The organism is Microbacterium sp. W4I20, from assembly GCF_030816505.1.
Lineage (GTDB): Bacteria > Actinomycetota > Actinomycetes > Actinomycetales > Microbacteriaceae > Microbacterium.
Genome location: NZ_JAUSYB010000001.1, coordinates 2,649,046 through 2,669,040, shown reverse-complemented (window position 1 = coordinate 2,669,040; position 19,995 = coordinate 2,649,046). Strand labels below are relative to the sequence as shown.

Genomic DNA, 19,995 nt, shown 5'->3' with positions numbered 1-19,995 from the left:
ACCAAGCGAAGGGGCATCGTGTCGACCACGCTCGCTGAACCGTTGGATCCCGCTCTGATCGGGGAGTCCACACAGGTGCACGCCCGGTCGATCGACCGCTTCGGTCGCGCGCACGACGCCTCGCATTATCTGCTCATCCCCGACGCGGTCCTGTCCCCCACGGATGCGGAAGGCGTGTCCCGGGTCTTCGCGGCTGTGCGCGCGGCCGGCCGCACTCTGACGTTCCGCTCGGGCGGCACGAGCCTGTCCGGGCAGGGCGTGAGCGGGGACATCCTGGTCGACACCCGCAGTCATTTCCGCGACATCCTCGTCGAGGACGACGGGGCAGCGGTCCGGGTCGGTCCGGGCGCCACCGTGCGCCAGGTCAACACCCGCCTGGCACGCTATCGACGCAAGCTCGGCCCCGACCCTGCCAGCGAGATCGCGTGCACGATCGGGGGTGTCGTGGCCAACAACTCCAGCGGCATGGCGTGCGGGATCGTCGAGAACTCGTATAAGACGATCGAATCGATGCGGATCGTCCTGCCCAGCGGCACGATCCTCGACACCGGGCTCCCCGACGCCGACGCCCTGCTGCGCACCGCAGAACCTGAGATCGCCGACGGATTGCTCGCACTGCGCGCTCGGGTGCTCGAATCGCCCGCGCACGTCGCGTTCCTCCGTCAACAGTTCTCCATGAAGAACACGATGGGATACGGACTCAACGCGCTCCTCGACTTCGACGACCCCGTGCGCATCCTCGAACACCTCATCATCGGATCGGAAGGCACGCTCGCCTTCGTCGCGGAAGCACGGTTCCGCACCATCGAGATCCGCCCCGCGATCGCGACCGGTCTCCTCGTCTTCGAGACGCTGCCGGACGCGATGACGGCGCTCCCCTCTCTCACCGACCTCGGTCTCGCCACCATCGAACTGATGGACGCGGCATCCCTCCGAGTCGCACAGAGTCTCAGCGATGTTCCAGACGCGATTGCAGAGATCGATGTGCGGGGGCATGCCGCGCTGCTCGTGGAGGTACACGCCTCCGCCACTGACGCGCTCGTCGCAGCGAGTGCCACGGCACAGGCTCATTTCGAATCCCTACCGCTCGCCATCTCGCCGCGGCTGACGACGGATACCGCCGAGCGCGCCGCCCTGTGGCATGTCAGGAAGGGCCTCTACACGGCGGTCGCCGGTGCGCGCCCGTCAGGCACCACTGCGCTGCTGGAGGACATCGTGGTCCCCGTGCCGCGTCTGCTCGCCACCTGCGAACGGCTCATCGAACTCTTCGCAGAGCACGGGTACGAGGGGTCGGTGATCTTCGGACACGCGAAGGACGGCAACGTCCACTTCCTCCTCAATGAGCGCTTCGACGACCCCGAGAGCGTCACCCGCTACCGCCGCTTCACCGATGACCTCGTCACGCTGGTGCTGTCGCAGCAGGGGTCCCTCAAAGCCGAGCACGGCACGGGCCGCATCATGGCGCCGTTCGTCCGGCGACAGTACGGCGACGAGCTGACCGACATGATGTGGGAGATCAAGCGGCTGCTCGATCCGGATCTCATCCTCAACCCCGGCGTCGTGCTCTCCGACGACCCCGACTCGTATCTGCAGAACCTCAAGCGCGTGCCGACGGTCGAGAGCGAGGTCGATCGCTGCGTGGAGTGCGGATACTGCGAACCCACCTGTCCGAGCAAGAGCATCACACTGACCCCACGCCAGCGCATCGTCATCCGTCGCGACATGGCCTGGGCCGAAGAGCAGGGCGACACCGCCCTCCTCGAGGACCTGCGCGCCGACTACGACTACGACGGCGTGCAGACCTGCGCGGTCGACGGCATGTGCGGTGTCGCCTGCCCAGTCGACATCAACACCGGCGACCTCGTGCGCCGCCTTCGCGCGGAGCAAGCCGGCAGCATCGAAGGCGCCGTCTGGGACACGGCCGCGCAACACTGGGCAACGGTCACACGGGCAGGCGGCGTCGCACTCACCGTCGCGGAAGCCCTCCCCGCTCCCCTGGTTCGCGGCGTGACGAAACTCGGCCGTGCCATGCTCGGCGCGGACACCGTTCCGCTCTACGACGGTGGACTCCCCCGCGGCGGGTCGAAGCCGCCACGCCCTGATGCTCCGGCCGACGCTCAAGTGGTCTTCTTCGGCGCGTGCATCGGCACCATGTTCGGCGCCGAAGGCGAGGGCCACGGCTCGCGAGACGCACTGCACCGACTGCTCGACCGCGCCGGCATCGCCATGGCGATCCCCGAGGAGAACGGCGGCCTCTGCTGCGGCACACCCTGGAAATCGAAGGGTCACCTCGACGGCTACCGCCGGATGTCAGACCGCGTCCTCGCCTCCCTCTGGGAGGCCAGCCGAGAGGGCGAGCTGCCCGTCGTGTGCGACGCGGCATCCTGCACCGAAGGGCTGGACGTCATGCTCGCCCAAGCCGTCGCGCAGCACCCCGTCTACCGCGCGCTGCGCATCGAGGACGCGACCACCTTCGTCGCCCGCGAGGTCCTGCCCAGACTCACCGTCACCACGAAGATCGGCACGATCGCCGTCCACCCCACCTGTTCCACGACAGCACTGGGGGCGACGGCCGCGCTGACCCTCATCGCCAGCGCGGTCGCCGACGAGGTCTTCATCCCCGAAGAGTGGGGATGCTGCGCGTTCGCCGGAGACCGCGGCATGCTGCACCCCGAACTCACCGCCAGCGCGACCGCACAGGAATCAGCCGCGATCACCGCGGCAGACACCGCACGGGGCGGATTCGACGCCTTCGTCTCCGCCAACCGCACCTGCGAGATCGGGATGACACGCGCGACCGGTCGCCCCTACCGCCACATCATCGAGGTGCTCGAAGAGCTCACCCGGCCCTGAGCTGAGCAGTCGCGGCGAGGACGCGCGTTCCGCGGGTGCAGACCCGACTCGTGCGTCTTCTTTTGTCACCCCTCTTGCCGCCGACCCCGAAGTTCGTGTCCCAGGATCACCGCATGCACCCTGTCGCGCAGGTGCAGCTTGGCGAAGATGCGGTTGACGTGCGTCTTGACGGTCGCCGGCGAAAGGTGGAGGGTCTCACCGATCTCACTGTTCGACAGCCCGGCGACGATGCAGCCGAAGACGTCTCGCTCGCGCGGGCTGAGAGGGGCCAGCGGGTCGGCTCGCTCACCTGCTCCCCCGCTCCCCTGCAGCTGGCCGCGGGAGGCGTAGTGCTCGATGAGCTGCCTCGTGATCCTCGGTTCGACGACCGCCTCGCCGGCATGGATGGTTCGGACCGCCTCCTGCAACCGCTCTGGTGGAGTGCTCTTGAGCAGGAACGCGCTCGCGCCGGCATCGAGCCCACCGAACGCGTACTCGTCGATGTCGAAAGTGGTCAGCACGAGTACGCGGGTGGTCGGGTGCACGGTGGTGATGATCCTGGTCGCCTCGATGCCGCCCATGCCGGGCATCCGCACGTCCATCAGAACGACGTCGGGTTTGAGGTCCCGCGTGCGTCGGATCGCCTCCTCTCCCGTGGCTGCCTCGCCGACGACCTCGATGTCGGCCGCGGAGTCCAGGGTCAGCGCGCTGCCCATGCGAACGAGTTCCTGGTCGTCCACCACGAGCACTCTGATCGTCGCGAGGCTGGTTGCCGTCATGTCCGTGCTCCGTCGCCGATGAGCAGAGTCGCCCTCGTCGACCAGCCCCCGCCCTGGCGTGGACCCGCTGCAATCGTGCCGCCGTACGTGGCGGCACGTTCGGCGATCCCGAGCAGCCCCTGCCCGCTCCCCTGGCTCGGGGGTCGGCTGCGGTGGACGTCGATGCGGCCGTCGTCGGTGACCTGCACCGCGACGGCGCCGCCGGCGACGTCGATGCCGACCTCCACCCGTGTGGCTTCCACGGCATAGCGGAGCACGTTGGTGAGAGACTCCTGGACGATCCTGTACACCGTCGTCGAGAGCGCGGGATCATCTCCGGGTATCGCGCCGCCGGAGCGAATGAGCCGGACGGGCATACCGGTGCCGCGGAAGACCTCGACGATCTCCTCCACGTCGGGCACGTTGTGTCCGGAACGATGCAGACTCTGGTCCAGCACCGCGTCTCCCTGTCGGAGCACCCGCAGGATTCGGTTCATGTCGCTCAGCGCGCTGCGCCCGACGTCACCCAGCTTGTCGAGCGCCAGGGCCGACCGCTCGGGATGCTCTCGCCAGCCGCTCGACGCCCCGTCCGCGAGGGAGATCATCGTCGACAACGAGTGGGCGATGATGTCGTGCATCTCCGCGGCGATCCGCTGCCGCTCGACGACCCGCGCCGTGGCGAGCCGTTGATTCACCAGTTGAGTGAGGGCCTCTCGGCGCTGCGCCGCACCGCGGACGGCGATCCCGGCAGCGAGGGCGACAAGTGCCAGGGGGTCCAGCAGCGCCGGCGCATGGGCCGATCCCGTCGTCAGCAGGAGGAGAAGAGTCCCCAGAGCCGGCAGACCCACGAGGACCGCGTAGCCCAGCAGTGCGGTCCCGATGGGCAGCAGGGAAGCCACCGTGTAGAGCGCCACGGCGGCGGGCAGCGCCAGCAGTGCGACCGGGGTGGGCAGGAGCATGCCCGCCGTGCTGGTCAGCGCCAGTGCGACGAGGATCGCCCGCGGATACCGACGCCGCCACAGCAGTGGTACGACCGAGAAGAGCACGAGGAACAGCCCCGGCCAGAGCGGTTGCGCCCGCGGCAGCACGAGAACGAGCGTCTGAACGACGAGGCACATCGCGGCGACGAGGGCGTCGACCGCACGCTGATGAGCGTCGAGCCAGCGCAGCAGCCGTGTGCCGAGGACACGGTCGACCTCCGCGGCATCCACTACCGGATGGGCTGCAGCAGCACTCATACCCTCACGGCCTCCATCCCGAGCTGTGTCTTCATTCTCCCTCGCGCCCGCTCGGGACCCGGTTCAGGCGTCGCGGCGCTTGAGCGTGATCACTGCGACGACGAACAGCGCCAGCGTCCAGATCAGCAGAACGGCATAGCCGACCCACGGGCCCATCGGGTCGGTGCCGGCGGGCGCCAGCAGCAGGGAGCCGGCCTGGATCGGGAAGAAGCGGGTGATCTCGGTGCCGTACTCCGAGAACATCTCCGGGATCACGGGCACGATGAGCAGGAACACGATCGTCGCGAGCACCGCGGCGACGACGTTGCGGATGATGGCGCCGAGTGCGACGCCGATGACGCTGATGGCGGCGAGATACAGCCCGGCGCCGACGACCAGCCGGAGCAGGACGGGTGTTTCCAGGATGTAGCCGTACCCGCCGCCGGCGAGGATCGTCGGCGCGACGGCGAACCCGATAGCCGAGCTGGCGATGCCGATGACGAAGGCGATCCCCGCGATGATCGCGGCCTTCGCGACCAGTACCGAGGTGCGGCGGGGAACCGAGAGCAGCGTCGTGCTGATCTGCCCGGAGCGGTACTCGTTCGTGACCATCAGCACCGCGAGCACCGCGAGGATGATCCCGACGTACCCGGTCTTATCGACGATCATCTCGGGGTACGCATCGTAGTCCGCCCGCGGTGAGCTGCGGTCGCGGAAGACGTAAGCCCAGGGCATGGCGACCCCGTTGGCGAGCAAGAGAAAGAGAGTGAATCCCGCGAGGGCGTGGTTCGATGCGAGCCCGCGGAATTTGATCCATTCGGCCACGATCGCGCCGCCGAGCCCGACATCGTGCACGGCGAAGCGGCGCACGATGGTCCCCGGGGCGGTGCCGGAACCGGTGCTGGTGCTCATGTGGATGGTCCTTTCGGGAGAGAAGCGCGATCAGGCCGAGGCGTACTCGACGGAGTCGCGCGTGAGCTGGGTGTAGGCCTCTTCGAGGGTCTGGCGCAGAGGCGTCAGCTCAGTGAGAAGCACTCCGGCCTCGTGAGCGGTGCGGGCGATGTGCTCGGCGGTGAGTCCTTCCACCTCCAACAGGCCCTGCTCGCTCGAGGCGATACTCACTCCCGAGGCCGCAATCCGGCGAGTGAGGGCAGGCGCATCCGTCGTGCGCACCCGCACACGGGTGTTCCCCTGCTCGGTGAGCGATCTGATGGGCGAGTCCGCGATGATCTCGCCGCGGCCGATGATGATCACGTGGTCTGCGATGAGCGCGAGCTCGCTCAGCAGGTGCGAGGAGAGGAACACCGTCCTGCCCTCGGCCGCCAGCCGGGCCAGCAGCTCGCGGACCCAGGTCACGCCCTCGGGGTCCAGGCCGTTGACCGGCTCGTCGAGGATGAGCGTGCCCGGGTCGCCCAGCAGCGCGGCGGCGATGCCCAGGCGCTGACCCATCCCGAGGGAGAACCCGCCGACCTTCTTCCGGGCGACCGCGCTGAGGCCCGTCGCATCGAGAACCTCCTCGACGCGTGTTCGCGGTATCCGGTGCGTCGCCGCGATCGAGGCGAGGTAGTTCATCGCCGTGCGGGACTTGTGCGCCGCCTTCGCGTCGAGCAGAGCACCCACCTCGCGCAGCGGCGCCGCGAACGCTCGGTATTCAGAGCCGTCGATGAGCGCGCGGCCGGAGGTGGGGCGGTCGAGCCCGACGATCGAGCGCATCGTCGTGGATTTGCCCGCCTCCGTTCGGCCCCAGGAATCCCGTGACCTTGCCCGGCTGGACCGTGAAGCTCACATCCCGCACCGCATGCTTGTCCCCATAGGTCTTGGTCAGAGCCTCGACTTCGATCGTCATGGCGTCCTGCTCCTTCTCATAGCGGTTACCTCGTGCTCTCGCACGCTACGGACGTGGGGAGGAGGACGGATGCCAACCAGGGGTTGAACTGCTGCCGGTCACAGTCCGCGATCCGGCTGCGACAGCACGCGCCGCAGCACGGGTGTGGTCGCGACGACGCCGAGCTGGACGAGCACGACGCCGGCGGCGATGCAGCCGGCCACCGTGACGATGAAGAGAGGAGCGGTGACGACCGAGATCCCCACGACAGGGATCACGAGCAGGGCGGCGATGAGGGTCGGCACCACCGCGGCCACGAGCAGTGGGGTGCTCACGGACAGCCGCCGCGAGCGGGTCATCACCGAGAACGGCATGCCCAGCCGGTCGAGACTCACGTACAGGGCTCGCCGTTCCAGCACCGCCGCAGCCTGGGTGACGCCCACCGAGCAGGCGACCAGCAGATAGGAGACCGCGACAGCCGCAACGACGACAAGCCGGATGTCACCGAAGAAGAGGGTCTGTCGGGGCGAGACCGCGTCCGAGAGTCGCTGCACGGTGTCGAGGAAGCCGAGCAAGGAGCCGGCGGGTACAGCGACGAAACTCGCCAAGGCCACCCCGGACACCAGGCGCCAGGCCGCCTGCGGCGACTCGAGCGCCCCGCGCATGGCGATCAACGTCGCGGCATCCCCTGATCGCATCAGCCTGCGCCGGGCCAGACGACTCGCGACATAGGGTCCGAGAAGGTTCAGCACGGCCATCACCGCGACGAGCACCACGACCAGTGCCGCCGTGATACCCACTGCTCCCCAGCTCACCGACGTCAGCTGCAACACGATCACCGCACCGCCCACCACGAGCACTGCGATGACGACGCGCAGCCAGTGCATCCGCGGCGCGTTCTGGCGCATACGAACACCGAGCGGTGAGATCAGGACGAGTCTCAGACTCGCGCCAGCGCTCACCACCGCAACCACCACGACGCCGAGGAGGAGCGCCGCCGCCAGCGGCGTCGGCAGCCGTGCGCCCTCCGAGCCCAGCGGAGTGCCCGCAACCTCGACGAGCGAGAGGAGGGGCGTGAGCGGCATCGAGAGCAGCAGCCCGACGAGTGCACCCCCGGCCGCGATGAGTCCGGCTTCGATGAGCGCGACTCTCCGTACCCAGGAAGAGGAGGCACCCATCAGCCGCAGTGTCGCGAGGCGGTCCTCGCGACGACGCGCGGAGAGACGAGCCGCGGCGCCGCCGAGGGTTCCGACGGGCACCACCAGCACCGCCAGCATCCCCGCCGCCAGGATCCGGTACTGCCCGAAGCCCTCGGGGTCCGGAGCGTTCCAGTACGCTCGGGCGAGCGCGACGGCGCCCAGCGCGACGGTGGAGATCACAGCGAACGCGATGATCGGCAATGCGGTGCTCGAGAGATCGCTCCGAGTCGGTCTCACCAGCGTCCACAGCGCCGGCATTCGGCTGTGCGCCGGGGCTCGCGTGCTCATCGCGTAGGGCTATCGACGATGCGACCGTCCTTCAGACGCACGACCCGAGAGCACCGGCTCGCCACGTCCTCATCGTGCGTCACCATGACCAGCGCCCGCCCCTGCGCGGTGGTCCCCGCGAGCAGCACGTCGAGTACTTCCGATGCCGTCCTGGAGTCCAGCGCGCCGGTCGGCTCGTCGGCGAAGACGACGTGAGCGTCCGTGGCACGGGCGCGCGCGATTGCCACGCGCTGCGCCTGACCGCCCGAGAGCTGTCCGATCCTGCGGCCCTCGAGACCCGCCAGACCCAGTTCCCTCAGGAGCAGGTCTGCGCGCGCTATCGCTACGCTCTTCCGCCCGCCCGCCAAGAGCAGAGGCATTGCGACGTTCTCCGCCGCGGTGAGCTCGGGGATGAGCATGCCCTGCTGGAAGACGAAGCCGTATTCCCGGAGGCGCACTGCCGACCGCGCTGCGTCCGACAACCCGCCGAGCTCTCTGACACCCTCGCGTGTGCGCAGTGTCACCGTTCCCTCGTCGGGGCTGATGATTCCCGCCATGGAGTGGAGAAGGGTGCTCTTGCCCGATCCCGACGGCCCCATGATCGCCACCGATTCGCCGTCGCGGACGATCAGATCGACGCCCTCCAAGGCCACCGTCCCGCCGTAGCGGACACGAACACCTCGGGCGCACAGTCGGGGTTCCTTCTGGTCGGGCCCGTCTGGTGCGGTCGACGAAAGCGTGTCGCAGCTCATGGTTCGACGCTATTGACGCGACGGGTGGCGACGATGCCAACCAGGGGTTGATCGTCCACAGCGCTGCTGTCGGCGATTCACCGGGTGGCTGGGTGCCGAGCAGCTGCCAGCTCGCCCGGGGATGCCATCCCGCTGTGGACCCTGCACTCAGTTGAAGTCGCCGCCCGGGGCCATGTCCATGAACCGCGAGTAGTGGCCCTGGAACGCGACGGTGATCGTCGCCGTCGGACCGTTACGGTGCTTGGCGACGATCAGGTCGGCCTCGCCCGGACGCACGTCTTTGTCATACACCGACTCGCGGTGCAGCAGGATGACCATGTCGGCATCCTGCTCGATCGAGCCCGACTCGCGGAGGTCGCTGATGGCGGGCTTCTTGTCCTGGCGCTGCTCGGGACCACGATTCAGCTGCGACAGCGCGATGACCGGGACCTGAAGCTCCTTGGCGATGAGCTTGAGGCTTCGCGAGAACTCCGAGACTTCCTGCTGACGCGACTCGACGCGCTTGCCCGACGTCATCAGCTGCAGGTAGTCGATGATGACCATGCGCAGGCCCTCGCGCTGCTTGAGTCGACGACATTTGGCTCGGATCTCGACGAGCGTCATGTTGGGGCTGTCGTCGATGTAGAGGGGGGCGTCGTTGATGCGACCGCGGGTCGCGGCGACGGTGGTCCAGTCGCGCGGGTCGAGCGTTCCCTTGCGCATGTTCTGCAGCGGGATGCCGCCCTCGGCGCTGAGCAGACGCATCGCGATCTCGCTCTTGCCCATCTCGAGCGAGAAGAAGATCGAGGGGAAGTTGTGGCCGATGGATGCGGCGCGCGCGAAGTCGAGCGCGAGGGTCGACTTACCCATGGCGGGTCGTGCGGCGACGACGATCATCTGACCGCCGTGGAGTCCGTTGGTGAGCTCGTCGAGTTCCTTGAACCCGGTGGGGATGCCGGTCATCGAGCCGTCGCGGCCGTTCGCCGCCTCGATCTCCTCGATGGCCGCATCGACCGCCGTGGTCAGCGGCACGTAGTCTTCGGCCGTCTCGGTGCCGGTGACCGAGTAGATCTCCGCCTGAGCGTTGTTGACGATGTCGGTCGCGTCGCCCTCGCCGGCGTAGCCGAGCTGCACGATGCGCGTGCCGGCGTCGACCAGGCGGCGAAGGATCGCGCGCTCTGCGACGATGCCCGCGTAGTAGCCGGCGTTGGCCGCGGTCGGCACGATCGAGGTGAGCGTGTGCAGGTAGTCGGCGCCGCCGGCCTTGCCGAGCTCGCCCGTCTTGATGAGCTCGTCGGTGACGGCGACGACGTCGGTCGGCTCACCGTGCGAGTACAGCGAGAGGATCGCCTCGAAGATGAGCTCGTGCTTCGGGATGTAGAAATCGGCGCCCTTGAGCGTCTCGATCACATCGGCGACAGCATCCTTCGACAGCAGCATGCCACCCAGCGCGCTCTGCTCGGCGAGGAGGTCGTGCGGGGGCACGCGTTCGGGCGCGCGCTTCGCGCCCATGCGCTCCTCTGAGATGTCGGCGATCGACACGCGGTTCCCTTCGATGCGACGTTTCACGAATGTGCCCTCATGGGGCGGTGCCGCGGCCTTCCGGCCGTTCCGGCCGCGTGCACACAGCGAACCAGGAGCCCCCGACATTCGGTCGCTCGACCACGGTACGAGCGGTCTGAATCGGGTGCAACACGGCCTGTGGATAACTCTGTGGAGAGCGTGCGGACAAAGCCGGAGTGTCTGTGAAGAACGGGTGTGGATAACCCGGTGGACTGCATCGCATGTCGGTTTTCTTAATCGCTGTGAACAGGGGTTTTCCGATTCCCCAGCCTGTGGATGAGAATCGACCTCAATGCGTGATTGAAGGTTGCCCCGTCCTGTGACGACATGTGTAGAACTTGTTGAAAGTCAAGCCGGGTTTTCGCCGGGCGCGTCTTCGTGATCCGACGCTCCAGAACTGAGCGGAATGGCTCTGGACAAGAGCCTCCGCCGGGAGTATCGTCAGCGCATCGACGCACTTTCGCGTCGGTGATGCGTTGCCTTCAGAGGGGGAGGTTGACGTGGACGCTCGGGCCACCCGACGCGGCGTTCCCGCCGTCGTCATCTGGGGTGGCCTCGGCGCGCTCATCTGGGCGACCCTCACGCTCTTCGCCGGCGGCGGCACGGCCCACGCCGACGAACAGTCGGACGGCCCGCTCGACGGCATCACCTCCATCGTGAAGGAGACGGTCTCCGCGGCCACCGCACCCGTCACCCCCGTCGTGACCCAGGTGGTGGCTCCGGTCGTGAAGACCGTCGTCGCTCCCGTGCAGCAGGTGGCACCCGCGGTCGTCAACACCGTGACCCAGACCGTCGCGAAGGCTCCGGTCGCAGGCCCGGTCGTCGCACCCGTGGTCAAGCCCGTCGTCAAGGCGGTCACCGACACCGCGGCGAAGGTCGCCACACCCGTGACCGACGTACTCTCGGATTCTCCCGTCGCGCAGATCACCGACCCCATCGTGGATGCCGTCGGCGGCCTTCCTGTCGTCGGCGAGCTCGTGAACGATCTCGGCGCCGTCGACCTGATCGACGGAGTCATCGGAGTCGTCGACGACACGGCCGGTGTGATCGGCGGAGTCGTCGAGGAGACGGTTCCCCCCGTCCTCGAGGTCATCGATCCGACGGATCCCGGCGACATCGACGGCCCCGACGGTACGGACGGCCCCGGTGGTCCCGGTATCTCGAGCGGCGGCCCGGCCACGCAGGTCCTCGTCGCGAGCCTGTCCGCGGGCCTCTCCGTCCACGGTTTCACCCCCGAGCTCGCCGGCGTCCAGCCCGCAGCCCCCACTGCATCATCCACGGACTCCGCCGACGGGTTCGGGGTTCCGGGAGCACCTTCTGACGTGCCCTCGGGATCACCGCCCGGATCTCCGGTCTCCCCGTCTTCCTCCGCCGGTTCCGGCGGAGCATCCTCCAGCGCCCTCGCTCGCATCAGCGACGTCGGCGCGCCCCCGCTCCGTGCCTGGGAGCGGGTCTCCGGTGCATCCGACGACGCCTTGCCGACGTCGCCGGTCGCCGACACCGACGTCTCTCCTGACTGACTGGCTGTCGCGCCGTCCTTCCCCAGTGGACGGCAGATGCTGTGCTGCGCGCGCACTCCACATCGCACGCAACCCATCCAGATATCCCCAGCTCCAGTCAGGAGAAACATCATGCGTACTTCCCTCAAGCGGGCCCTCTGGGGCACGCTCATCGCCGGCGGGATCACCCTGTTCGGCGCGACGGCCGCGAACGCCGCCGAGACATCCGGAGACGACGGTCTGCTCTCCGGCACGCAGGCGGTGGCACCGATCACCGCGCCGATCACGGTCGTGAACAACGCGATCTCCCTGCTCGGCACCTCCGCCGCGACGGCACCTGCCGCCGCTACGCCGCCGGCACCGACACCGCCGCCACCCCCGCCCGCTGCCCCCGCGGCGCCGGTAGCCCCCGCTACCCCCGCGGCTCCCGTCGCTGACACGAGCGGTGAGTCCGGCGCGGCATCCGGCAGCCAAGCCGTGGTCACGGTGACAGTGCCGGTGACGGTCACGAACAACTCCGTGAGCGTGCTCGGCACCTCCTCGACCAGCACTCCGGCCGCGGGTTCCCAGAGCGGGGCTCCCCAGGCCCCGGCTCCCGCGGCTGGAGTGCCGTCCGTGACGACCAGCGGCATCGACGGCGTGCTCTCGGGCACGCAGGCGCTGCTGCGGGTCGACGCTCCGATCACCGTGTCGGGCAACGCCGTCTCGGTGATCGGCACCAGCGGCGTGGCAGGGCAGGGAGCCGCAGCACCGGCGCCCGCGACCACCTCGCCGGTCGCGGCGGAGACCGACGGGACGGATGCCGTGGGCAGCGGCACCCAGGTCGTCGCACCGGTCACCGCGCCGATCACCGTCGGCGGCAACGCCATCTCGGTGCTCGGCACCAGTTCGGCCACCGGCTCGACGGCCGGCGCAGCGGCGACGGGATCGGCGCCCGCGACGGAGGGGACGACGTCGGGAGACGATTCGATCCTCGGCGGCACGCAGGTCGTGGCACCCGTCACCGCACCGATCTCGGCGGTCGGCAACGCGATCTCCGTGCTCGGCACCGGCTCGGTCACCGGCGCACCGGGAGCTCCCGCATCCGGCGGCTCCACGGGCACACCGTCGGATGCCGGCACGTCCGGCACCGACGGCATCGCCGGCGGCACGCAGGTCGTCGCTCCGGTCACCGCCCCCGTGGCGGTCCTCGGCAACGCCATCTCGGTCCTCGGCACCAGCGCGGTGACCGGCGGCGGAGCAGGTGCGGCCCCGGCAGCGGGCACCGGCGGCGACGTGACGACGGGCGGGGATGACTCGCTCGCCGGCGGCACCCAGGTGCTCGCGCCCGTCACCGCACCGGTATCCGTCCTCGGCAACGCCGTCTCGGTCCTCGGCACCAGCGCGGTGACCGGCGGCGGAGCAGGTGCGGCCCCGGCCCCGATGCTTCCGGGCATCGGCGGGATCGACACCTCCGGCCTGGACTCGATCCTCGGCGGCAGCCAGATCGCGCTTCCGGTGAACCTCCCGATCACCATCGGCGGCAACGCCATCGCGGTGGTCGGCGAGAGCACGGTCACCAACCCGGGTACGGGCCCTGGCACCGACCCGGGAACCGACCCCGGCACCGACCCGGGAACCGACCCCGGCACGGACCCGGGTACCGACCCGGGAACAGACCCTGGCACCGACCCCGGGACTGACCCGGGAACGGACCCGGGAACCGGTACCGGTGCTGAGCCGGCATCCGGGGCCGCTGCGGCCGACGCTGCAGACGGTCTCGCGATGACCGGTGGCACCTCGGTCATCGGCCTGGTCGGGCTGGCCCTCCTGCTCCTCCTCGGAGGCGCGGGGCTGCTCCGCCGTCGTCACTCGATGGCGTAGCGCAGACGCCGGCGGTGCGGCCGTCCTCGGGGAGGAGACCCGCACCGCCGGTGCGTCCGCGTCGCGCACGGACGGATCTCGATCCGGTCGTGCGCGTACGGACGCAAGGGGGTGCCCCGTGGGCTCGCGCCCACGGGGCATCCGTCCTGCCCTCCTGCCGCCAGCTGTCCGAGTGTTTCGCGCGGGCAGCCGGGGCGTGACCGGCATCCGCCCTTCCTGCCTGCCCAGGTTTTTCGGCCGATCCCACGTTCTGCGGAGAATCCGCGCGGAACCGGCCGCAAGAGATGGAAGGGCCCGAAAAACGTGCCGGCGGCGGACACGCAGAACGCCCCCTGTCCCGAAGGACAGGGGGCGTTCGTGCTACCGAACTACTTGGCCGCGACGACCTGCAGCGTGATGACCGCGGTCACGTCGTCGTGCAGACGAACGGTGGCCTCGTGGTCACCGGTCGACTTGATCGGCGAGGTGATCTGCACCTTGCGCTTGTCGATCGAGCCGAGCCCGGCGGCTGCGACAGCATCCGCGACGTGGTCGGTCTTGACCGAACCGAAGAGACGACCGGCGGCGCCTGCCTTGACGGCGAGACGGACCTTCGTGCCCTCGAGCGCGTTCTTCAGTGCGACAGCGTCGTCACGATCGTGGATCGCGCGTGCCTGACGCGCGGCCTGGATCGAAGCGACCTGCTTTTCGCCACCGCGGGTCCACGCCGTGGCGAAACCCTGCGGGATGAGGAAGTTGCGGGCGTACCCGTTCTTGACCTCGACGACGTCACCGGCACTACCCAGTCCGGCGACCTCGTTCGTGAGAATCAGCTTTGCCATCTCGATACCCCTTACCGGCCGGCGCCAGCGTAGGGCAGGAGCGCCATTTCGCGCGCGTTCTTGATCGCCGTGGCGATCAGACGCTGCTCCTGCACCGAGACACCGGTGATACGACGGGCGCGGATCTTGCCGCGCTCCGAGACGAACTTGCGGAGGGTGGCGACATCCTTGTAATCGATGACACCGACCCGGATGGACTTCGCGGGAGCGGTGGGCTTGCCACCCTTCCGCGGCTTGCGGCGGTCGCCGCTCGACTTTCCAGCCATTGGTTTTCCTTAATGATGAGCGGCCCTTCGACAAGCTCAGGGACCCAAGGTCCCCGGGGCTCAGACCGCGAGAGTGAGTTTAGAAGGGGGTGTCGTCGCCGAAGCTGCCCGGAGTGCTCCAGGCATCGGCGCTGGTCGAGGAACCGGGCGTGGACCACGGCTCTTCCGACACCTGCTGCTGTGCGGGACGGGACTGTCCGCCACCGCCACCGCCCTGGCCGCCACCGGCACCGCCGGTCGACGCCGCACGGGTGACCTGCGCGGTCGCGTACCGGAGCGAGGGGCCGATCTCGTCGACCTCCAGCTCGATCGCGGTGCGCTGGTTGCCCTCGCGGTCCTGGTAGGAGCGCTGACGCAGACGGCCCTGCGCCATGACGCGCATGCCCTTCGTCAGTGAACCCGCCACGTGCTCGGCGAACTCGCGCCACACGGATGCACGGAGGAACAGCGCGTCGCCGTCCTTCCACTCATTCGCGGCGCGGTCGAAGTTCCGAGGCGTCGATGCGATGGTGAAGTTCGCCACCGGCAGCCCGTTCTGCGTGTAGCGCAGCTCGGGGTCGGCCGTGAGGTTGCCCACAACGGTGATGACGGTTTCGCCGGCCATGGCGCTTACGCCTTCGCAGCCTTGGCGGCCTTGCGGGCAGCCTTCTCTTCGGTGCGCTTGGCCTCGAATGCGACCATCGCCTGAGCCTCTTCCGGAGCGGAGGACCTTGGTGCGCATGATCTGCTCGTTCAGCTTCAGCTGACGGTCGAGCTCCTGCGTGGCCTCGCTGGTGGCGGTGAAGTTGACGACGGCGTAGATGCCCTCGTTCTTCTTCTGGATCTCGTATGCAAGACGGCGCTTGCCCCAGATGTCGACCTTGTCAATCGAGCCACCATCGTTGGTGATGACCTTCAGGAACTTGTCGAGCGTAGGGGCTACCTGGCGCTCGTCGATCTCGGGGGTCAGAATGACCATGAGTTCGTACTGGTGCGTCACTTACCCACCTCCTTCGGACTAGAACGGTTTCCGCGTATCTCGCGGAAACAGGAGGGTGTGTGAACGTGCCCGCCAGAAGGCAGACAACCTGGACAGTCTAGCGGATGCTCCGGACGGGCGCCAACGCGGACTCAGAACCGCTGCCTAGAACCGCTGCGGCGCCGAACGCACGACCAGGAAGATCAGGTACACCCCGCCGAGGACGAGCGTCACGACGCCGACGGGAAGCGCGTGCCCCGGGATGCCGTTCTGGCCGAGGATGTCGGCGAGGGACAGCAGGACAGCTCCCGTCAGCGCGGTCGCGACGAGGTGCGCCGGACCGTTCTTGACGACGAGTCGCGCGAGGTGCGGTGCGGCGAGGGCGACGAAGGCGATGGGACCGATCGCGGCCGTGACCACGCCGCAGAGGCCCACGGCGATCGCGACGAGTCCCGCCTTGGTGAGGTTCATGCGTCCGCCGAGGCTCGTGCCGATGTCGTCGCCGAGCTCGATGAGCCACAGGCCGCGGCGCGCGAGCACCAGGACGACGATCAGCGCGGAGACGACCACGATCGGCAGGAGGGCCTGCGCCCATCCCACGCCGTTCAGCGATCCGGCGCCCCAGATCGCGGCGGAGATCGCCACCTCCAGGCGCGCTCGCAGCAGCATCCAGGCGTTGAAGGCCGCGAGGACCGCGCTCACCCCGATGCCGACGATCACGATGCGGTACCCGAGCGCTCCGCGACCGGCGACCAGCGCCGCGACCAGTGCGGCCGTCGCGAACCCGCCGAGCACAGCGGCGATCGCGACCACGACCCCCGACGAGCCGCCGGTCGTCAACACGATCAGCGCGCCGGTGTACGCGCCGGTGGTGAGGCCGATCACATCGGGGCTGCCGAGCGGGTTCCGGGTGATCGTCTGGAAGACGGTTCCCGAGAGCGCGAGAGCCGCCCCGAAGAACACCGCAGCGAGCGCCCTCGGCATCCGCCAATCGATGACGACCATGCGCACACCGCCCTCGGTCTCGAACAGCGCCTGCACCACGCGCACCGGTGAGATCACGGTGTCGCCGATCGACAGGCTGGCGAGGAACGACGCCAGGACCGCGACGACGAGGATGCCCATCGCCCAGCGCCCGCGCCGATCGAGGGTGCGCCTCGCGCGGCGCAGCTCGGTGCGCGACGAGACGTTCACAGCTGCACCGGATTCTTGCGGCGGCCGATCCAGATCAGGAACGGTGCCGCGACGAACGCCATCACGATCCCCACCGGCACCTCCTGCGGGGCGATGATCACGCGGCCCACGACGTCCCCGAGCACCACGACGATCGCCCCGATCACGGCGGCCAGCGGCACGATCGCCTTCTGCGACGACCCCACGACCCCGCGGGCGATGTGCGGGGCGGCGAGCCCCAGGAAAGCGACGGGTCCGGCCACCGCGGTCGCCGTCCCGGCCAACAGCGTGACCGAGGCCACCGCGCCGGCGCGCAGCGGCCCGATGCGCACGCCGAGGGCGGCTGCCGTGTCGTCGCCCAGGGCGAGCACGTCGAGGCCGCGGGTGATCAGGAGCGCGAGCACGAGCCCGACCGCGATCACCGGACCGGCGATCGTCAGGATCGACAGGTCCCGCCCGGCGAGTGCCCCCGACTCCCAGCTGCGCATCTGCAGGAACGCGTGGGGGTTCAGCAGCACGAGCGCGGTGGTGATGCCGCCCAGCACGGCGGCGAGCGCGACCCCGGCGAGCACGAGGGTGACCGGGCTCCCACCGCCCGCCGCGCCCAGCAGCACCACGCCGATCGTCGCGACGAGCGCTCCGGCGAGCGCGAACAGCATGAGGTGCGGGAAGTCGCGGATGCCGAGCGCCGCGACCGCGACGGCCACGGCGACCGAGGCTCCCGCGTTGACGCCGAGCATGCCGGGGTCGGCCAGTGCGTTGCGGGTGAGGCCCTGCATCACGGCCCCCGCGGCACCGAGCGCGAGGCCGACGACTAGTCCGAACACGGTGCGCGGGATACGGGACTCCCGCACCACGAGCTGCAGGTCGCTCCCGTCGAAGTCGGTGATCGCGGCGAAGACCGTGTCGAGGCCGACGAGCTTCGTTCCCACGGTCAGCCCGATCCCGGCGGCCGCGACGAGGGCGACGAGGGAGAGCACGATGACGAGCGCGATCCGCCCGGTGGAGTACCGGGACGGATCGCGTCGTGTACGTGCGGCGGAGGTCACTCCGCGGTGCGAGCGGGCCCGTTCCCGCCGAGGGCGTCGGCCAGGGCCGGCACCAGCGAGTCGAGCACGTACGGCAGGCTCAGCGGAGACGTGAAGTAGATCGCCCCGGCGGTGACGCCGTCGGTGTAGACGACCGAGTCGTTCTTCATCGCCTCGATCGCGGTCACGAACGGCTCGGCCTCGAGGGCGGTGATGTCGTCGTCGCCCTCGGTGCCCCAGATGAGCACATCGGCCGCGTTCAGCACGTCGAGGTTCTCGACCGGGATGTACGCCTGTCCGCCCGATCCGTCCTCCGGCGCGTAGGCGTCGATGTCGGCGGGGATCGAGAAGCCGAGATCGGTGAGGAAGTCGGTGCTCAGGCCGTCCTGGTAGGCGATCGCCGAGCCGTCATAGATCGCGTTCTGCAGGAAGACGATCGACGTGTCGGCGAACTCGGGGTGGTCCTTCGCAGCCGCGGCGAACTTGTCGTCGATGTCGTCGACGAGCTTCTGCGCCTCGTCCTTGACTCCGACGGCCTCGCCGATCTGCAGCGTCTGCACGTCCCACGGCTCGAAGTACATCGTGTAGTCGCCGGAGTGCGCGACCGTCGGCGCGATCTCAGCCAGGCGGTCGTAGTCCTCCTCCGTCATCCCGGCGTTGGTGCCGATGATGAGGTCGGGGTCGAGCAGGGCGATCGCCTCGAAGTCCAGACCGTCGCTCGTGGTGAGCACCTCCGGCTCGGAGTCGCCGCGCGCCTCGTCGGCCCAGGGCCAGGACGCGAAGTCGTGCTCGCCGTACCACTCGGTCACGCCGACGGGCTTCACGCCCAGCGCCCAGAGCGTGTCCTGCTCCGTGTAGCCGACCGACACGACGCGCTGCGGCTGCTCGGCGATCTTCGTCTCTCCGTAGGCGTGCTCGATCGTGACGGGGAAGGCACCCGCGTCGACGGCGGGCGCGTCGTGACCGGCGTTCTCGTCGGCGGGCGCGCACGCGGTGAGGGCCGCGGCGGCGACGGTCAGGGCGAGGAAGGCCGTGAGCGCCTTCGATCGGGTGAAGGGCATGGAGAAACCTGTTCTTCGAGGTAAGGGTTGGCTTAGCTTACCGAGTTGCCGTGGCTCCCCGCATCTGTTCCATCACGATGGGGAGTGCTACCCCCGTTCGGTGTCGGGCACGTGGTCCCGCGTTTGGCATGCTGGAGGAGTGCCCGGTGATCCTCATCGGGCGCACGACCGAAGGGGGGACGCCATGCGCGTCAACAAATGGGGGGTCGGCGTGATTCTCGCCGCCTCAGTTCTGCTCACCGGGTGTGCCGGAGGCGGCTCGGACAAGCCGGCCGACGCGAAGCCCAGTGGCGCGGCGTCGCAGGAGGCCGAAGCTCCGACCTCCGACTGCCCTGAGCTCAAGGAGGGCGCGACCGTCGACGGCGCAGCCCTCGGCACCTGCATCGCCGACGCCATGGAGGGTGTGGCCGGCTACGCCGCCAAGACCAGCGTGATGGGCATGGAGTCCACCGCGAAGTTCAACCCGTCGGAGAAGGCCATCGAGTCGATCTCCCCCGCCGGATCGCTGATCGCCATCGGCGACGACGCCTGGGTGAAGTCCGGCGCCGGCGAGTGGCAGGTCGCCGACCCGTCGTCGAGCGACCCGATCATCGCGGGCCTCAGCTCCACGGCCGCCGACGTCGCGACGCTCGACCCCGCGGCCGCCGCGGCAGCGCTCGACGGCGAGTTCACCGTCACCGGCACCGGTGAGCGTCTCGGCCAGAAGGTCTTCCTCGTCTCCGGCTCGGTCGAGCAGTCGGGCACCTCGGTCGACGTGATCTTCGAGGTCACCCCGGACTACGTCAGCCTGGCGTCGTCCAGCACCGCCTCGGTCGAGGGCCAGTCGGTCGAGGTCACGATGGAGATCACCGAGTGGGACGTCAAGCAGGAGATCGTCGCTCCGCTCTGATCCAGAGCTGAGGGATGCTGCGGGCCGGGGCTGATGCCTCGGCCC

Annotated in this window: 16 protein-coding genes and 2 pseudogenes; 4 read left to right on the top strand and 14 right to left on the bottom strand. The window is 69.2% G+C overall.

Going from position 1 to position 19,995, the window contains the following annotated elements:
- The first annotated feature begins 18 nt into the window (after positions 1-18).
- Positions 19-2,853 carry an FAD-binding and (Fe-S)-binding domain-containing protein gene (locus tag QFZ21_RS12995; RefSeq protein ID WP_307378455.1) on the top strand — a complete coding sequence of 945 codons (2,835 nt, stop codon included), beginning with the start codon at positions 19-21 and terminating at the stop codon, positions 2,851-2,853.
- 65 nt (positions 2,854-2,918) lie between these two features.
- Here the strand turns inward: QFZ21_RS12995 and QFZ21_RS12990 are convergent, their stop codons facing one another.
- The 7 genes and pseudogenes from QFZ21_RS12990 to dnaB all read right to left on the bottom strand — a co-directional run bounded on the left by QFZ21_RS12990 (position 2,919) and on the right by dnaB (position 10,371).
- Positions 2,919-3,611: a response regulator transcription factor gene (locus QFZ21_RS12990; protein WP_307378453.1), complete on the bottom strand. Its 693-nt coding sequence runs from the start codon at positions 3,609-3,611 to the stop codon at positions 2,919-2,921.
- Complete coding sequence (locus QFZ21_RS12985) at positions 3,608-4,828, bottom strand: sensor histidine kinase (RefSeq protein WP_307378451.1); 1,221 nt, start codon at positions 4,826-4,828, stop codon at positions 3,608-3,610. Before QFZ21_RS12985 ends, QFZ21_RS12990 begins: the two co-directional genes overlap by 4 nt.
- Before the next feature lie 63 nt (positions 4,829-4,891).
- The gene (locus QFZ21_RS12980) at positions 4,892-5,719 is read right to left on the bottom strand and encodes an ABC transporter permease (RefSeq protein WP_307378449.1); all 828 of its coding nucleotides are present in this window, start codon (positions 5,717-5,719) and stop codon (positions 4,892-4,894) included.
- Positions 5,720-5,749: 30 nt separating this feature from the next.
- Positions 5,750-6,653: pseudogene (locus tag QFZ21_RS12975) on the bottom strand (ABC transporter ATP-binding protein).
- A gap of 98 nt (positions 6,654-6,751) precedes the next feature.
- Positions 6,752-8,119: an FtsX-like permease family protein gene (locus QFZ21_RS12970; RefSeq protein ID WP_307378447.1), complete on the bottom strand. Its 1,368-nt coding sequence runs from the start codon at positions 8,117-8,119 to the stop codon at positions 6,752-6,754.
- Positions 8,116-8,850 (bottom strand): ABC transporter ATP-binding protein, encoded by a 735-nt coding sequence (locus QFZ21_RS12965; protein ID WP_307378445.1) that lies wholly within the window; start codon positions 8,848-8,850, stop codon positions 8,116-8,118. The genes QFZ21_RS12970 and QFZ21_RS12965 overlap by 4 nt, the downstream gene beginning before the upstream one ends.
- Positions 8,851-8,997: 147 nt before the next feature.
- Positions 8,998-10,371 (bottom strand): replicative DNA helicase, encoded by a 1,374-nt coding sequence (gene dnaB / locus QFZ21_RS12960; RefSeq protein WP_373426045.1) that lies wholly within the window; start codon positions 10,369-10,371, stop codon positions 8,998-9,000.
- A 521-nt stretch (positions 10,372-10,892) separates the two neighbouring features.
- Between dnaB and QFZ21_RS12955 the strand changes: the two genes are divergently transcribed.
- Positions 10,893-11,912, top strand: a complete 1,020-nt coding sequence (locus QFZ21_RS12955) for a hypothetical protein (RefSeq protein ID WP_307378442.1) — start codon at positions 10,893-10,895, stop codon at positions 11,910-11,912.
- A 111-nt stretch (positions 11,913-12,023) separates the two neighbouring features.
- Complete coding sequence (locus QFZ21_RS12950; protein ID WP_307378439.1) at positions 12,024-13,754, top strand: hypothetical protein; 1,731 nt, start codon at positions 12,024-12,026, stop codon at positions 13,752-13,754.
- Positions 13,755-14,122: 368 nt separating this feature from the next.
- Here QFZ21_RS12950 and rplI read toward each other — a convergent pair whose 3' ends face one another.
- From rplI to QFZ21_RS12915, 7 genes and pseudogenes are all read right to left on the bottom strand, one after another.
- Entirely contained in the window at positions 14,123-14,575 is a 453-nt protein-coding gene (gene rplI, locus QFZ21_RS12945; RefSeq protein WP_307378438.1) for a 50S ribosomal protein L9, read from the bottom strand.
- Positions 14,576-14,586: 11 nt separating this feature from the next.
- Complete coding sequence (rpsR, locus tag QFZ21_RS12940) at positions 14,587-14,841, bottom strand: 30S ribosomal protein S18 (RefSeq protein ID WP_017829850.1); 255 nt, start codon at positions 14,839-14,841, stop codon at positions 14,587-14,589.
- Positions 14,842-14,920: 79 nt separating this feature from the next.
- The gene (locus QFZ21_RS12935; protein WP_307381303.1) at positions 14,921-15,445 is read right to left on the bottom strand and encodes a single-stranded DNA-binding protein; all 525 of its coding nucleotides are present in this window, start codon (positions 15,443-15,445) and stop codon (positions 14,921-14,923) included.
- Between the two features lie 156 nt (positions 15,446-15,601).
- A pseudogene (rpsF, locus tag QFZ21_RS12930) lies at positions 15,602-15,799 on the bottom strand (30S ribosomal protein S6); the annotation flags it as partial.
- 165 nt (positions 15,800-15,964) lie between these two features.
- Positions 15,965-16,993, bottom strand: coding sequence for an iron chelate uptake ABC transporter family permease subunit (locus QFZ21_RS12925; protein WP_307378437.1), 1,029 nt, complete (start codon positions 16,991-16,993; stop codon positions 15,965-15,967).
- On the bottom strand, positions 16,990-18,021 hold the full coding sequence (locus QFZ21_RS12920) for an iron ABC transporter permease (protein ID WP_307378434.1): 1,032 nt from the start codon (positions 18,019-18,021) through the stop codon (positions 16,990-16,992). The genes QFZ21_RS12925 and QFZ21_RS12920 overlap by 4 nt, the downstream gene beginning before the upstream one ends.
- Positions 18,018-19,061: an iron-siderophore ABC transporter substrate-binding protein gene (locus tag QFZ21_RS12915; RefSeq protein WP_307378433.1), complete on the bottom strand. Its 1,044-nt coding sequence runs from the start codon at positions 19,059-19,061 to the stop codon at positions 18,018-18,020. The genes QFZ21_RS12920 and QFZ21_RS12915 overlap by 4 nt, the downstream gene beginning before the upstream one ends.
- Before the next feature lie 184 nt (positions 19,062-19,245).
- Here QFZ21_RS12915 and QFZ21_RS12910 point away from each other — a divergent pair, with 184 nt between their 5' ends.
- Complete coding sequence (locus QFZ21_RS12910) at positions 19,246-19,950, top strand: hypothetical protein (protein WP_307378431.1); 705 nt, start codon at positions 19,246-19,248, stop codon at positions 19,948-19,950.
- Positions 19,951-19,995: the final 45 nt, after the last annotated feature.

Bases quoted from the DNA above. Each gene is read 5' to 3' on its own strand.
- QFZ21_RS12910 (WP_307378431.1), top strand. From the start codon at position 19,246: ATGCGCGTCAACAAATGGGGGGTCGGCGTGATTCTCGCCGCCTCAGTT.
- QFZ21_RS12950 (WP_307378439.1), top strand. From the start codon at position 12,024: ATGCGTACTTCCCTCAAGCGGGCCCTCTGGGGCACGCTCATCGCCGGC.
- rplI (WP_307378438.1), bottom strand. From the start codon at position 14,575: ATGGCAAAGCTGATTCTCACGAACGAGGTCGCCGGACTGGGTAGTGCC.
- QFZ21_RS12980 (WP_307378449.1), bottom strand. From the start codon at position 5,719: ATGAGCACCAGCACCGGTTCCGGCACCGCCCCGGGGACCATCGTGCGC.
- rpsR (WP_017829850.1), bottom strand. From the start codon at position 14,841: ATGGCTGGAAAGTCGAGCGGCGACCGCCGCAAGCCGCGGAAGGGTGGC.
- QFZ21_RS12985 (WP_307378451.1), bottom strand. From the start codon at position 4,828: ATGAGTGCTGCTGCAGCCCATCCGGTAGTGGATGCCGCGGAGGTCGAC.
- QFZ21_RS12990 (WP_307378453.1), bottom strand. From the start codon at position 3,611: ATGACGGCAACCAGCCTCGCGACGATCAGAGTGCTCGTGGTGGACGAC.
- QFZ21_RS12965 (WP_307378445.1), bottom strand. From the start codon at position 8,850: ATGAGCTGCGACACGCTTTCGTCGACCGCACCAGACGGGCCCGACCAG.
- QFZ21_RS12935 (WP_307381303.1), bottom strand. From the start codon at position 15,445: ATGGCCGGCGAAACCGTCATCACCGTTGTGGGCAACCTCACGGCCGAC.
- QFZ21_RS12970 (WP_307378447.1), bottom strand. From the start codon at position 8,119: ATGAGCACGCGAGCCCCGGCGCACAGCCGAATGCCGGCGCTGTGGACG.
- QFZ21_RS12915 (WP_307378433.1), bottom strand. From the start codon at position 19,061: ATGCCCTTCACCCGATCGAAGGCGCTCACGGCCTTCCTCGCCCTGACC.